The organism is Gordonia pseudamarae (assembly GCF_025273675.1).
Taxonomy (GTDB): domain Bacteria; phylum Actinomycetota; class Actinomycetes; order Mycobacteriales; family Mycobacteriaceae; genus Gordonia; species Gordonia pseudamarae.
In genome coordinates, this window is the sequence record NZ_CP045809.1 from 30,552 (window position 1) to 44,883 (window position 14,332).

At 67.6% G+C, this 14,332-nt stretch carries 13 protein-coding genes; 7 read left to right on the plus strand and 6 right to left on the minus strand.

All coding sequences use genetic code 11. The features are described from left to right. Positions 1 to 107: 107 nt before the first annotated feature. From GII31_RS00150 to GII31_RS00170, 5 genes are read left to right on the plus strand one after another with little or no spacing between them, the layout of a single operon-like run. Positions 108 to 1,463, plus strand: a complete 1,356-nt coding sequence (locus tag GII31_RS00150) for an SWIM zinc finger family protein (protein ID WP_246222024.1) — start codon at positions 108 to 110, stop codon at positions 1,461 to 1,463. Then, the gene (locus GII31_RS00155) at positions 1,460 to 3,004 is read left to right on the plus strand and encodes a DUF5691 domain-containing protein (RefSeq protein ID WP_260840207.1); all 1,545 of its coding nucleotides are present in this window, start codon (positions 1,460 to 1,462) and stop codon (positions 3,002 to 3,004) included. The genes GII31_RS00150 and GII31_RS00155 overlap by 4 nt, the downstream gene beginning before the upstream one ends. Continuing rightward, complete coding sequence (locus GII31_RS00160) at positions 3,001 to 4,134, plus strand: ATP-binding protein (protein WP_246222025.1); 1,134 nt, start codon at positions 3,001 to 3,003, stop codon at positions 4,132 to 4,134. The genes GII31_RS00155 and GII31_RS00160 overlap by 4 nt, the downstream gene beginning before the upstream one ends. 56 nt (positions 4,135 to 4,190) lie before the next feature. Beyond that, a complete protein-coding gene (locus GII31_RS00165; protein ID WP_260840208.1) occupies positions 4,191 to 6,518 on the plus strand; it encodes a DUF5682 family protein in 2,328 nt (775 codons plus the stop codon). A 9-nt stretch (positions 6,519 to 6,527) separates the two neighbouring features. Beyond that, a complete protein-coding gene (locus GII31_RS00170) occupies positions 6,528 to 7,703 on the plus strand; it encodes a VWA domain-containing protein (RefSeq protein WP_213245693.1) in 1,176 nt (391 codons plus the stop codon). Between the two features lie 141 nt (positions 7,704 to 7,844). Here GII31_RS00170 and GII31_RS00175 read toward each other — a convergent pair whose 3' ends face one another. Next, the gene (locus GII31_RS00175) at positions 7,845 to 8,879 is read right to left on the minus strand and encodes a DUF4190 domain-containing protein (RefSeq protein ID WP_213245695.1); all 1,035 of its coding nucleotides are present in this window, start codon (positions 8,877 to 8,879) and stop codon (positions 7,845 to 7,847) included. A 52-nt stretch (positions 8,880 to 8,931) separates the two neighbouring features. Further along, positions 8,932 to 9,135 carry a hypothetical protein gene (locus GII31_RS00180; protein WP_213245697.1) on the minus strand — a complete coding sequence of 68 codons (204 nt, stop codon included), beginning with the start codon at positions 9,133 to 9,135 and terminating at the stop codon, positions 8,932 to 8,934. A gap of 113 nt (positions 9,136 to 9,248) precedes the next feature. Between GII31_RS00180 and GII31_RS00185 the strand changes: the two genes are divergently transcribed. Then, on the plus strand, positions 9,249 to 9,779 hold the full coding sequence (locus tag GII31_RS00185) for a peptidylprolyl isomerase (RefSeq protein ID WP_213245699.1): 531 nt from the start codon (positions 9,249 to 9,251) through the stop codon (positions 9,777 to 9,779). Next, positions 9,776 to 10,708 carry a rhomboid family intramembrane serine protease gene (locus tag GII31_RS00190; protein WP_213249603.1) on the plus strand — a complete coding sequence of 311 codons (933 nt, stop codon included), beginning with the start codon at positions 9,776 to 9,778 and terminating at the stop codon, positions 10,706 to 10,708. Before GII31_RS00185 ends, GII31_RS00190 begins: the two co-directional genes overlap by 4 nt. Before the next feature lie 72 nt (positions 10,709 to 10,780). Here the strand turns inward: GII31_RS00190 and GII31_RS00195 are convergent, their stop codons facing one another. The 4 genes from GII31_RS00195 to GII31_RS00210 form a co-directional block, all read right to left on the minus strand. After that, positions 10,781 to 12,028, minus strand: a complete 1,248-nt coding sequence (locus tag GII31_RS00195) for a ricin-type beta-trefoil lectin domain protein (RefSeq protein ID WP_246222026.1) — start codon at positions 12,026 to 12,028, stop codon at positions 10,781 to 10,783. Positions 12,029 to 12,510: 482 nt separating this feature from the next. Continuing rightward, positions 12,511 to 13,038, minus strand: coding sequence for a PH domain-containing protein (locus GII31_RS00200; RefSeq protein WP_213245701.1), 528 nt, complete (start codon positions 13,036 to 13,038; stop codon positions 12,511 to 12,513). A gap of 83 nt (positions 13,039 to 13,121) precedes the next feature. Next, on the minus strand, positions 13,122 to 13,412 hold the full coding sequence (gene crgA, locus GII31_RS00205; protein ID WP_213245703.1) for a cell division protein CrgA: 291 nt from the start codon (positions 13,410 to 13,412) through the stop codon (positions 13,122 to 13,124). A 205-nt stretch (positions 13,413 to 13,617) separates the two neighbouring features. Then, positions 13,618 to 14,277, minus strand: a complete 660-nt coding sequence (locus tag GII31_RS00210) for an aminodeoxychorismate/anthranilate synthase component II (RefSeq protein WP_213245705.1) — start codon at positions 14,275 to 14,277, stop codon at positions 13,618 to 13,620. Between the last annotated feature and the right edge of the window lie 55 nt (positions 14,278 to 14,332).

Consider the following 14,332-nt stretch of genomic DNA (forward strand, 5'->3'; position numbering starts at 1 on the left):
CACGTCCGATGTACGTGCCGCAAGGGCGGGTGTATGCCCGGGCCGACCCGTATATCGGACGAATGCGTGTCCGCACGATGTCGCAGCGGTGTGGTTAGTTGGTGGGCGTGAGTTCAGCGTCCGGGCGTCCGATCAGGGGCGAGGCGAGGTGGAGCACCGACCAGGTGGAGTCGGCCGCGCCCGACGCCTCGTCGGTGGGCGCGGGCCGCAAACTCGCCACCACGGCGGTCTGGTCCGGGACAGGGGCCACGGCCACGGCGCTGTGGGGATCATGCGCGGGCAGCGGCAAGAAGCCGTATCGGACGATCGTCGACCTACGGGGCCCGGCGTTCAGGTGTTCGTGTCCCTCGCGCAAGTTTCCGTGCAAGCACGCACTGGGTCTGCTGCTGCTGTGGTCGGCGGGTGAGGTCGCCGAGGCCGCCCGAACGCCCGGCGATGCCGCCACGTGGCTCGACGGTCGTGACACCCGTGCGGCCGTGAAGGCCACCGCCCCGGCGAAACCGGCCGATCCCGAACGTGCCGCGGCCACCGCCGCGCAACGCGCGGACCGGGTGGCAGGTGGCATCGCCGAACTCACGATGTGGCTCGAGGACCAGGTTTCGCAGGGATTCTCGGGACTGGACGGCGACCCGTACGCCCGCTTCGATCCGCTGGCCGCACGTCTGGTCGACGCCCAGGCACCGGGTCTGGCGAGCCGGGTACGGGAGCTGCCGGGTGTGCTCACCGCAGGCGATCCCGCCGACTGGCCGGACCGGCTGCTGATGCGGTTCGGAGAACTGTGGGCGCTCGGCGTGGCACACGGGCGACTGTCCGAACTCGACGACGACACCGTGGCCACGGTCCGCCGACACGTCGGCTACACGGTGGCCAAGGCTGATGTTCTCTCGCGGCCGCCGGTCACCGATGACTGGATGGCGGTGGGACGACGCACAGAAGAACTCGATCACATCACCGCACGTCACATGTGGTTCTACGGCGCCGACACCGGCCGCTACGCGTTGACCCTGGAGTACGTGCCCACCGGCGGCGTGTTCGCGGCCAGACCGCCTGTGGGAGTGGCTTTCCGGGCGCGACTGCACTTCTATCCCGGCTCACCGGGACACCGCGCCCTGATCGCCGACGAGAACGCCGTGCCCGGTGATCCGGTGAGCCGGACCGGCGTGCCGCCCGCCGCGACAACCATCGACCACGCCCGGCGGGAGCGGGCGCGCAGCGTCGCCGCCGATCCGTGGCTGCGCGCCGAACCGGCCACCGTACGTGGCCGGCTCGCCGTCGCCCCCGGAACGGGATACGCACTCATCGACGAGCACGGCGAGTCGGTGGCATTGCACGTGGACCCCGAGCGGTGGACCACGCTCGTGGCCACCACCCTCGGCGGTCCCGTCGGCGTCGTCGGCGAACTCGGTGTCGACGGCCTGCTTCCGCTGTCGGTCATCTCCGACGGGCAGGTGATCGCACTGTGAACGAGCATGCCAACACGCACTGGGAGGCGACCGTGTCGGCGGCGCTCCTCGGTGTCAACAATCGACGGCCCGCGCAGCTCGACGCCGACCCGGTGATCGCCAAGTATCTATCGGCCCAACAGGATCCGGCCACCGCCGTGCTGCACACCGCCGCGCTCACCGCCACCGCCCGCAACGCATCCGGACCGCCCCGGGTGGAGGCCACCGCCATCGCGGAGGCACCCGCCGACGACCGTCCCGAACTGTCCGAGACCGCCGCACGGGCATTGGCGCACGCGCTCGAAGCAGCCGCGCCGCTGAGGTATCGGATGTTGCGGCGAGTCGCCGAGGCACATCGCAGACCGCCCGCCGCGATGCTGGTACCACTGCTGCGGACGGCGTTGCGCGACACCGCGGCACGGGAGGCCGTGGTCCGCATCGTCGGCGCGCGTGGTGCCTGGATCGCCGAGAAGACATCCGACATCGGTTGGAGCGGCCTGCTTCTCGCGGAACTCTACGGTACCCCGGAAGGCAACTCCGACCGGGACGAGCAGCTCTGGACGCACGGCATCGTCGCCCAGCGGGTGATGTACCTGACCGGACTGCGCCGCCGTGACCCCGCCGCGGCGCTGGCCTTGCTCACCGGCGGATGGCGGTCCGAGACCGGCCCCGACCGTGAACAGTTGCTGTCGGCACTGGAGACAGGGCTGTCGGCCGCCGACGAGCCATTCCTGGAGGCGTGTTTGCGTGATAGCCGCAAGAAGGTTCGGGCCACCGCGCAGCGTCAACTCGCGTTGATCCCGGAATCCGGCCTGCAACGCAGGCTTCAGACACTCGTCGCACCGCATGTGCGGCTCGGTCGCAGCCTGCTGCGCGCCACCACCCTGACGTTCACCACCCCTTCCGGCGACGAACTGGCGGCCGCTTCCGCGGACCGGTACGGCATCTCGACGGCGGGCAACGCCTCTGGTGCGAACTCCAACGGTGTGAACACCAACGGTGCGAACTCCAAGCAATGGGTGACCGCGCAACTGCTCGGTCGCATCACTTTGCCGTTCTGGGAGGCGCACCTGGGCGCCGCACCGGAGAAGATCGTGTCCGCGGTCTCCCTCGAAGACGCCGTGCGGGTCATCCCCGCGCTGTCGGAGGCCGCTCTCGTTCAGGGTGACAGACGATGGGCCACAGCACTTCTGAAACATCCGACCGCACCGGTCAGCCTGTTCGCGATCGCCGACCCCGCCTGCGTCGCCGACGTCGTCATCGACAGACTTCGCCGAGGCGACGTCGTCGGACTGGACCACCTTCCCGTGCCGTGGCCGCCGGCGGTGGCCACAGCGGTGTTCGACGCGTTCGACGCGATGCATCGCAGGCACCGAACGCTGACACCCGAGGGCCATACCATGCTGTTGCACCTGCCGGTCGGACTTCCGCTCGATATCGACTGGGGCCGAAGAATACTCGCGCTGCACGAAGCCGCGACAGCGGGGATGTGGACCAACCACTTGGCGATATTCGATGAAGCCCTGCATATCCGCACCGTTCTGGAGAGGGAACTGACGTGACCGACGACAACCCGCTGGGCAACAACCTTCTGGGTGACGACCTTCTGGGTGACAACCTTCTGCGTCCCCACGCCGAACAGCTCTACGCCGCCGAACTGGAGGCCCTTGCCCGCACCGACACCGGGACCCGGCCGCCGAACTGGCTGCTGTCGCCGTCGGCGGTGGTCACCTACCTGATCGGCGGTACTCTCGATGACGGCACCGTGATCACCCCCAAGTACATCGGGCCCGGGCGCATCATGGAGGTGGCCGTGGCCACCCTCGCCACCGATCGCGCCCTGCTGCTCCTCGGTGTACCGGGTACCGCGAAAACCTGGGTATCGGAACATCTCTCGGCCGCAATCAGTGGAACGTCGACGTTGCTGGTACAGGGTACGGCCGGCACGCCCGAGGAGGCCATCCGGTACGGCTGGAACTATGCCCGGCTCATCGCCGAGGGACCGAGTAGGGAGGCACTGGTGCCGTCGCCGATCATGACGGCGATGGCGGCCGGCAAGATCGCGCGACTCGAAGAGCTCACCCGCATCCCGTCCGACGTACAGGATGCGCTCATCACCGTCCTCAGTGAAAAGACCCTGCCCGTACCGGAACTCGGTATCGAGGTGCAGGCCGCGAAAGGATTCAGTCTCATCGCCACGGCCAACGACCGCGATCGTGGCGTCAACGAGCTCTCCTCGGCGCTGCGCCGCCGATTCAACACGGTCGTGCTGCCCCTGCCCGCCACCGCCGACGACGAGGTGCGTATCGTCACCCAGCGCGTCGAATCCCTCGGCCGGGCACTGGAACTGCCCGACATCCCATCCGCCGCCGACGAGATCCGCCGGGTGGTCACCGTGTTCCGCGAACTGCGTTCGGGGCTCACCGAGGATGGCCGCAACAAGGTCAAGCGACCCAGTGGCACCCTGTCAACCGCCGAGGCGATCTCGGTGATCACCCACGGCATTGCGATGTCGGCCCACTTCGGCGACGGAGTCCTGCGCGCCTCCGATGTGGCCGCCGGTATCCAGGGTGCGGTGGTCAAGGATCCGGGCACCGACGCGGTGATCTGGACCGAATACCTCGAAGGTATTGTGCGCGAACGCAAGGACTGGTCCGACTTCTACCGGGCAGCACGTCGTGGGCTTGCCTGAGTCGGGGCCGGGTGGCTACCGTACCCCCGTTACCGGCGGAAGGATCACCTGATCCGATGTCCGCTGGCACACACGTTCTGGGCATCCGCCACCACGGACCGGGCTCGGCCCGCGCGGTGGTCGCCGAACTGGACCGCATCGCACCCGACGCGGTACTCATCGAGGGCCCGTCCGATGCGACGAACCTGATACCTTCGGTTGTGGCGGAGGGTATGTCGCCACCGGTGGCATTGCTCGGATACTCCGCGACGGATCCGTCGTCGGCGGCGTTCTGGCCGTTCGCGGTGTTCTCACCCGAATGGCAGGCGATGGTATGGGCCGTCCGCAACGGTGTACCCGTGGAATTCTGTGATCTGCCCGCCGCCGTCACCCTCGCCGACCGCGAGGACACCGAAGTGCCGGCCGAGGCCACCGATACCGGCGAAACATCTCCTGCCGGCGATATACCCCGGAATGACGAAACACCCCCGGACGGCGCCGGGGAACCTCACGACACCGCCGAACACACCGTGCGCACCGATCCGATCGGCCTGCTCGCCCAGGCCGCGGGCTACGACGACCCCGAACGATGGTGGGATGACGTAGTCGAAACACGCAGTGAAGAAGGTGTTTTCGAGGCAATCGCGGGGGCGATGACGGTACTGCGCGGCGAAATCGGCGACGCCGATCCCGACGCCGGGCGTGACGAACGCCGCGAGGCCTACATGCGCCAGACGCTGCGCAAGGCCCTCAAGCGCGACGGGGTGGCGACGGTCGCGGTGATCTGCGGAGCATGGCACGTCCCCGCCCTGCGGGGCAAGCTCCCGCCCGCCACTGCGGACGCCCGAATTCTCAAGGGCATGAAGAAGACCCGTACCAAGCTGGCGTGGGTTCCGTGGACGCACTCGCGGTTGTCGTTCGCATCGGGATACCGGGCCGGGGTGGTTTCTCCCGGTTGGTATCACCATCTGTTCACCGCCGACCCGGACACCGTGGTCGCCGGGTGGTTTGTCGGCGCCGCCGCCCGGCTGCGTGAGCAGGATCTGCCCGTGTCATCCGCACATATCATCGAATCAGTCAGATTGGCAACCACTCTCGCATCGATGCGCGGTCGGAAACTGGCGGGTCTGGCCGAGCTCGATGAGGCCACCCTGGCGGTGCTGTGCGAAGGTGATCGCACGCTCGCCGACCTGGTGCACCGAGAGGTGGTGATGGGGGAGCGCCTCGGCTCGGTCCCGGAGGACTCACCGGTGGTGCCGTTGCAGGCAGACCTGACCGCGACGTCGAAGTCATTGCGACTCAAGCAGAGCCCGGTAGCCAAAGAGCTGTTCCTCGATCTGCGTAAGCCGGTAGATCTCGCCAAGTCGATTCTGTTGCACCGCCTCTCGGTGATCGGTATCGATTGGGGTGAGCCGCTGGAGACCACCGGAACCGGCACCTTCAAGGAGGGATGGCTGCTCAACTGGCGGCCCGAACTGGTCATCGAGGTGGTGCTCGCATCGGTGTGGGGCACAACGGTGCGTGCGGCCGCCAACAGCAGGATCGCCGACCGTGCGTCGTCGGCGCAGCGACTGGCGGAGATCACCGATCTCGTGGAAAAGGCATTGCTGGCCGACGCGGGCGAGGCCCTGGCGGCACTGCACCGGCGGGCCGCCGTCGACCACGACGTCGAGCAACTGATGGCGGCTCTGCCCGCCATCGGTCGCACCCGCCGATACGGTGATGTGCGTGGCACGGACGTGAGCGCGCTCACCGATGTGGCCAGGTCCCTGCTGCTTCGGGTCTGCACCGGTCTGCCCGCCGCCGTGACCGGCCTCAATGACGAGGCCGCGCAGCACATGACACACCGGATCGGCGCGGTACACGAGACGGTCGCCCTGCTCTCCGCGGGCGACGATGGCCGCCAGGACGAGCAACGCTGGCATCATGTGTTGCGCACCATCGCCGACCGCTCCGACGTCAACGGGCTCCTCGTCGGCCGGGTCACCCGGCTGCTGACCGACGCCGATGTCATCGAATCCTCCGATGCCGCGAAGCGTCTGGGATTGGCGCTGTCCCGTGGCGCGACGCCCGTCGAGAAGGCCCGCTGGATCGAGGGATTCCTGGGCGATTCAGGTCTGCTGCTGATCCACGACGCGGTGCTGCTCCCGTTGATCGACTCCTGGCTCAGCGACCTGGACGGTACGTCTTTCGTCGACGCCCTGCCGTTGTTGCGTCGCACTTTCGGCCCGTTCGACGCGCCGGTGCGGCGGGGGATCGCCGAGCAGCTCAAGAGGTCGGTGCCCGGCGCGCATCCGCCGGCGGTGACGACACCGGGGCCGGGATTCGATCCGCAACTGGCCGGACCGGCGGTCGCCGCGCTGGCCCGGATCATCGGAGCAACGTCGGTGGGGCGAGAACAATGAGAGGACTGGATGAACGGACAGGATGAGCGCGACCGCCGTTGGCGACTGGTCCTGGGCGCGGAGGCCGACGAGGCACTCGGCGGCCTCGGTGGTGCGGACCTCGGGATGGATCGCGCGCTGTCGGCCCTGTACGGGTCGCCCGGTGGCCGGCGGGGCGGCCTGGGCAGGTCGGCACCGTCGGTGGCCCGCTGGCTGGGCGACATCCGCACATACTTCCCGTCGACCGTGGTGCAGGTGATGCAGCACGACGCGGTACATCGGCTCAATATCGCCGCACTGCTGGCCGAACCCGAACTGCTCGAGACCGTCGAACCGAATATCGAGATGGTCAGCACCCTGATCGGACTGGGAAAGGCGATCCCGCAGGCGTCGAAGGCATCGGCGCGGACCCTGGTGCGCAAGGTCGTCGATGAGATCGAACGCCGTGTGGCGGAGAAAACCAGGAGTGTGGTGGGCGCCGCGCTCGACCGGTCGGCCCGCACCCACCGGCCGCGACCCGCCGACATCGACTGGAACACCACGATCGCCCGCAATCTGCGCAACTATCTGCCCGAACAGAAGACGATCGTTCCCGAACGGATCGTCGGCTACGGACGTCGCTCGCAGGCGGTGAGCAAGGACATCGTGCTGGCCGTCGATCAGTCGGGTTCGATGGCGCACTCGATCGTCTATTCGTCGATTTTCGGTGCGGTGCTCGCGACGATGCGGTCGGTGCGCACCTCGATGGTGGTGTTCGACACCGAGGTGGTCGATCTCACCGACAAACTCGACGATCCCGTCGACGTTCTGTTCGGCACCGCGCTCGGCGGCGGAACCGACATCAACCGGGCCATCGCCTACTGCCAGGGGTTGATCACCCGGCCCACCGACAGCATCTTCGTCCTGATCTCGGATCTGTACGAGGGCGGTGTGCGGGAGGGGATGTTGCGGCGGGTGGCACAGCTGACGGCGGCGGGTGTGCAGGTGATCGTGCTGCTCGCACTGTCCGACGAGGGAGCACCGTCCTTCGACCGCGACATCGCCGGTGCGCTGGCCACGATGGGCATCCCGGCGTTCGCATGTACACCGGACGCGTTTCCGGAGTTGCTCGCACTGGCGCTGAACCGTGGTGACATCGTCGGTTGGGCCGATGCCAACGAACTCGCCCGCCGCGGGATGACCGAACCGGTTGCCGAGGAGTTGTGAGCGCGCGTCGTGAACAAGTTGTCCACAGGGCTATGCACAGCTGTGGACAACTCGAATACGTTGTCGAATAGGCTGATCGGAGCGCCTGCGACCGGCCCGCAACAGCGACAACGGCAGCAGCGTCGACCGTGGCCGCGCCATTCAGCCGCCCTGTGAGCCGATCCAGAAATAGCCGATCGCGGCGAGTACGAAGGCCGTTATCCACAGCCAGCCGAGCCATTTGGCGGCCACCGCGAACGGCGTCCCGAGCTCCCCGGTATCGCGAATCGTCCGCAGCGACGAGTAGGCCAGGTAGACGCCGATCGGTGCGGTCACCCCGAGCACCGACAGGACCAGCGCCACGATCGACAGGGTGTTGGTTCCCGCGGCCGGTGTGTTCCCCGCCGGTGTGTTCCCGGCAGGGGCGGTTCGCCCGGCGCGGGCACGTTCTGTGGCCACCCTCATCTCCTCGACATCCCCGACGTCCCGGGTGGCGTGGTCGCTGCCAAGGGCGTCACTGTCACCGTAGTGACTGTCGCCGCGGAGGTCGGGAGACACACCGGCGACCGCGCGTTCGATCGTCGGCGATGCCTCGGAGGCGTCCTCATGTGCGATGTGCGGGGTTTCGGGCGGTTGCTGCGGGACCGGCCGGCTCTGCGGAACCGGCCCGCCCTGCGGGGGCCGGGCCTGCCGGTACTGGCCCGATCCGGGCCGGCCCAGGTCGTTCGGGCCGCGCCCGGGTTGATTCAGGTCGTTCGGGCCGCGCCCGGGCTGGGGCGGGCCGGGGTGCGGTGGTGCGGCCCGGGGTGGCAGCGGGCGTCGTCCGGGTGGTTGCGGGGGTCGTTGTTGCTGACCCGGCATCCGATAGCGGGTGTTGGCCGGCGGTCCGGAGACGGGTGCGCCCGGTGCGCCCTGAGGCCGGTGGCCGGGCGGCGGACCGGGCGGGCGACCCTGCGCCGGACCCTGTTGCGGTGCCGGGCCGCCGGAGTTCCAGCGGGCCCGTTGCCCGGCGAGCGGAGCATCGCCCGCGGCAGCGGGCCGATTGTCGGTGAGGGGGGCGTGCTCACGTTCCCAGGGCGCCTGTGTCCGGGCCGACGGTGCGGTGCCGGCGCTCGGATCCGACCCGGGCCGGGCGGACGGTGCGCCGCCGTCCGCGGGGCGCGGGTCGTCGGGCTGTCCTTGCTGGTCGGCGATCACCTTTACAAATTACCTATACCCGCGTGAAATGGGCACACCATCGGCCGGTCAATCACGCGCCGGAAGCATTCGAGTCGGGGTCCCCGGTCCTCGCCGGTGCGGACTCGGGGCCGGCGGCCACGCCGAGTTCCTCGACGCGGGGGACGGTCGCCGACACCGGCGGACGCTCGGTGCGGGCCGCACGGACGGCGACGATCACTCCGCCGAGCAGGGCTGCGATCGCGGCGACGATGAGGGCGATTTTCGGTTTCGGCACGCCGTCAAGGGTATAGGCGCCGACGCTGTTGTCGAATCTGCGCGCGTGGTGCCCTCACGAAGGAGGAACCGAATCGGCCCAGGTGAACCCCGCCGCGGTGGTCGGGTGGTTGTATGGAGGGCGTGAGTAACAAGACACAGACCGCGACTCTGCACACCAACCGCGGCGACATCGTCGTCGAACTGTTCGGAAACCACGCACCCAAGACCGTTGCCAACTTCACCGGCCTCGCCGACGGCAGCAAGGACTACAGCGAGTCCAATGCGGCCGGCTCCGCCGAAGGCCCGTTCTACGACGGATCGGTCTTCCACCGCGTCATCGCCGGCTTCATGATCCAGGGCGGCGACCCCACCGGTACCGGCCGTGGCGGCCCGGGCTACCGCTTCGAGGACGAGTTCCACCCCGAGCTGCAGTTCGACCGTCCGTACCTGCTGGCGATGGCCAACGCCGGACCGGGCACCAACGGTTCGCAGTTCTTCATCACCGTCGGCCCCACGCCGCACCTGAACCGTCGGCACACCATCTTCGGTGAGGTCACCGACCCGGCCTCGCAGAAGGTCGTCGATGCGATCGCCACCACGCAGACCGGCCCGGGCGACCGTCCCGTCGACGCCGTCGTGATCGAGAAGGTGGAAATCAGCTGAGCGTAGCTTTTCCGCAGGGCGGGCCGGCGCTCACGTGTTACCGGCATCGGGATCGCCCCACCGGCCTGGGATGCAGCCGGTGCGGGCGGCCTGCCTGCCCCGAGTGTCTACGACCGGCCGCGGTCGGTCAGCACTGTCTGGAGTGCCTGCGTGCCGATGGCGCGGTGCAGCCTCGTCAGGTGCGCCGCGGGCTGACCGGCCACGCGGTCGCGCCGGCGGTCGCACAGCCGCGGACCATGCGGTACCCGTTCCTCACCTACGGGCTGATCGCTGTCAACGTGATCATCTTCGTGGTGTGCGTGGGCCAGGCGGGGGGCACCGACATGCTCGATTCGTCGTTGTTCACCGATTGGGCATTGTTCAAGCCGTTCGTCGCCGACGGTGAGTACTGGCGACTGATCACCGCCGGCTTTCTGCATTTCTCCCTCACGCATGTCGGCGTCAACATGCTGTCGCTGTATCTGCTGGGCCGGGATTTGGAGCCGGCCATCGGCTACCCGCGGTACGCGGGTGTGTACCTGGCCTCGCTGGTGGGTGGCAGTGCGGCGGTGATGCTGTTCGCCGGGGATCTGACGATCAACGCGGGTGCCTCGGGAGCGATCTACGGTCTGATGGGCGCGATGTTGGTGATCGTGCTGCATATGCGGGCGTCGCCGGTCCCGGTGCTCTCGATCATCGGTCTCAATGTCGTGCTGTCGATCACCGTGCCGGGGATCTCGCTGGCCGCACACCTGGGCGGTCTGCTGTTCGGCGCGCTGGCGACCGCCGGCCTGATCTATGTGCCGCGGCTCGCGGGCGAGGGATTCCGCGGTGCGGCGGCGGCGAGCCGACTGGGCTGGGCGGTCATCGTGACGCTGCTTGTGGTGGGTATGGCGATCGGGGTGGGCGCCGCCCTGTCCTACGAGTCGACCTTGACGATCATCCGCTGAAACACCGGCCGGGTCGTGACAACGACCCGGCCGGTGCCGCGTGGGCTGTGCGCCCATGCCGATACCCGATGGCTACGGGCTGTACGTCCACACCGACACCCAGTCGACCATCAGGTTGCCGCTGTTGGTGCCCGCGCCATTGGTCTCGGTCTGCAACTGCCAGCGCATGGGTTTGTCGGGGACCCAGTTGGTGGTGTTCAGGACCACGGTGTCATCGAGCAGGAGCCGGACCCGGCCCGGCATCCACTCGATGGTGTACGTGTGCCAGTCGGTGAACCGTGCCTGGGTGTTGACCGCCATCTGGCAGCCGTTCACACATGAACCCTGACCGGCGTAGTGGTGATAGCCCCAGGCGGTTCCGGACAGCGGCGCCTCGGGGAAGTCGATCTCCCCGTCCCACGGCCAGTTCTCCGATTGCGGCCACAGCAGCCACGCCACGCTGTATTCCGACAGTGTGGGCGTATCCACCTTCATCCGGGCGCTGTATCGCCCGTATGTCTGATACTGCGAGTTGTCGGCGATGATGGGCGACGGATTGGCCCCGGCCGGTCGGCCGTTCACGTTGTGCAGGTGGAAGTTGAGCACGCCGTTCCCGACACTGAGCACCTGATCGGGCCGGTAGGGGTTTCGTGGGACGGTGTCGACCCAGCACTGCGGGTAGGTGCGCCAGCGCTGTCCCTGTGCGCCGGTGTAGACGATCTGATCGGGGCTGCAGGGGTTGGCCCAGCTGCCGACGGCCGCGTCCTTGGTGAAGTCGTCCCAGAAGATCTGGCGCCAGTTTGTCAGATTCCCTTGTGGTACAGGCTGACCCGACGGATTCGTGGGTGGGGTGCCGCTACTCCCGACGACTTCCCAGTATTGGGCGTTGCTGCCGTTGCAGTCGTATTGGGTAATCGGATTTCCTGGTGTGTTGACGTTCCACATGTTGTCGATGCATCGGCCGGACACCCTGTTGACGTAGCTGTTCTGTGCGCCTCCGTCCCACTTGTGGTAGTTGGATCCGGTACACCGCTGCAGGGCCAGGCGGGCACCGTTGGCGCTGCTGTTGCCCTTGGGCCCGACACAGCGGCCGCGCATGCGCACCGTGCCGTTCTGGTCGCGGGTGATCTGTTGTGCCTGGGTCTGCGCGCAGTTGGCGAGGACCAGCTCGGTTCCGACGGAGGTGCCGGGCGCTTCGATGCAGCGGCCGTTCGGTCCATTGCGCAGGTACACGCTGTTTTCGGCGGCGCTTGCCGGTGCGCCGGCGACGACGGGCGCGACCATGACGATGGTGGCGGTGAACGCGATGGTCAGGATCGCCAGACCCTGTGACCGGATCAACGATCTCCTGACGAAGCGTCGGGCTGTGGCCGCACGCCCGGATCGGGTCGGTGCCGACGGATCTGCACTGTTTGTCGGATCTGCACTGCTTGGATCTGCACTGCTTGGACCTGCACTGCTGGACGAACGCATGAAGCACCTCACTCGTTGAGTAGTGACACGTTTGTGACGCATACGGGCTTGCGTAAGAGACGCCCCATGTGTAATAGGGCTGATGTTGATGATGTGGTGCGAGTTGGTCAGTTGCCCAGGTCTGACGAATTTGTTACCAAACCGAAACTTCGGGTATGTGAATAGGTTCCCGGCTACGAAATAGCGGATTGCGCATCGGTGAAGGCTGCGGCGAGGCCGGAGAGGACTCTCGGTGACCCGGACACGATGAAGCCGCCGAGGTCCGCCGTTCGGGTGATGGAGGCGCCGGTTCTGCTATTCGGGCGACGATATCGCCGCGTCGATCGTTCGGGCGACGATATCGCCGGGGGTTACCGTTCGGTGACGAATCCGGCTTCCGACAACGCGTCGGCGACCTCGTGCAGGTCGGCGCCGAGGTCCCAGCGGTTGAAGACGATGAGCGTGGTATCGCGCGGGTGGTCCGGGGCGGCGGGCAGATCGTCCCTACATTCGTTCCAAGAGTCGGCAGGGTCCGGGGAGCCGGGTTCGGCCACGACCTCGATCTCGAGTTGCCCGGTCCGCCGGCCGATGCGGCGCAGCGTCCGAAGCCGAATCCGGTCGATGTCGGCCGGACCGTAGGTACTGCGGCCGCCGATGGTGCGAACGACGATCCGCGGGCCGTCGCCGCGTATCAGGGTGAGTCGGGGGCGTACGAGCAGCGCGTACGCGGCGAATCCGAGCAGCATGACGGCCGCCACGGTCATCAGCACCGCGCCGACGGCATCGGAGGCGACGGTGAGGGCGCCGACCAGCAGGAACAGCCCACCGACCGCTATCGCCGCAGCGGCGGCCGGGGGGGTCGACCACTCGAGGTCGGCGGTATCAACAGAATCATCCACAGGACTTACTCACAACTGGGGATGAATGACAGGGGTGTCATTCCACAGCTGGGGATGGATTGTGCACACTTGCTGTGGACAGGTCACCGCCAGCGCATCGTCATCAGCAGCCCGACGACCATGAACGCGAACCCGATCAGGAAGTTCCACGGTCCGAGCTCATACATCCAGTTCAGGATCTTGCCGTCGGCGCCGAGAGCGCTGGGGGTGGCGACCAGGTAGAAGACGATCAGCCACAGCAGGCCGAACAGCATCAGACCCAGCATCACCGCCACATAGATGGAACTCGACGGCCCGGTCTTCACCTTCACCGGCGTGCGACTGGCCGGGTTGATGGTGTAGTCGGTCTTCTTCCTGACTTTTGACTTGGGCATGACTTCCTCGTTGATCTTGCCCCGGCGCGCATCAGCTGCGTGCACCCGTACTGCTACGGGCAGGGGCGTGGGCGGGGGCTCTCCCCGCCGGGAACGTGCTTGCTGACTACGGTATCCCACCTGGTCGGCTCAGGGCCAAGACAAGGCGGGGTCAAGACAAGGCGGGGTCAAGACAAGGCGCGGACCACGTGCGCCTGCGGGTGGGTCAGCCGATCGCCGCGGCCATCTGCGCCTCCAACTCGGCCACCGTCGGTTCCGGTACGTCGATCCCGCACAGGACGAGCCAGTTGGCCAACATGCGGTGCCCACCCTGTGTGAGCACACTCTCCGGATGGAACTGGACCCCGTGGATCGGCAGATCGCGATGCATCATCGCCATTACGATGCCGGTGTCGGTGCGTCCGGTGACCACCAGTTCGTCCGGGATCGTCTCGGGTACCACGGTCAGCGAGTGGTATCGGGTCGCCGTGAACGGGCTGGGCAGCCCCGCGAGCACCCCCAGATCGTCGTGGTAGACCTGCGACGTCTTGCCGTGCAGCAGCTCGGGTGCCCGGTCGACGGTCCCACCGAAGTAGGCGCCGATGGCCTGGTGGCCAAGGCATACGCCGAGCAACGGTTTACCGGTCCGTGCGGCCACCCCGACCAGCGGCATCGTCGCACCCGCCCGCTGCGGAGTGCCCGGTCCGGGGCTCAGCAACACCCCGTCGAACTCGGCGACAGCGGCCTCGTACGCGGCGGCATCGCCGCTGAGCGCATCCTCGTCGTTGCGCCAGACAACGGTCTGCACCGACAACTGACCCAGGTACTGGACCAGGTTGTATACAAAACTGTCGTAGTTGTCGATGACCAGGATGCGTCCGCTCACCCGCTCAGGCTACCTGCCCCGGCAACCGGAATACCCACCCCGGAATGCCCACCCC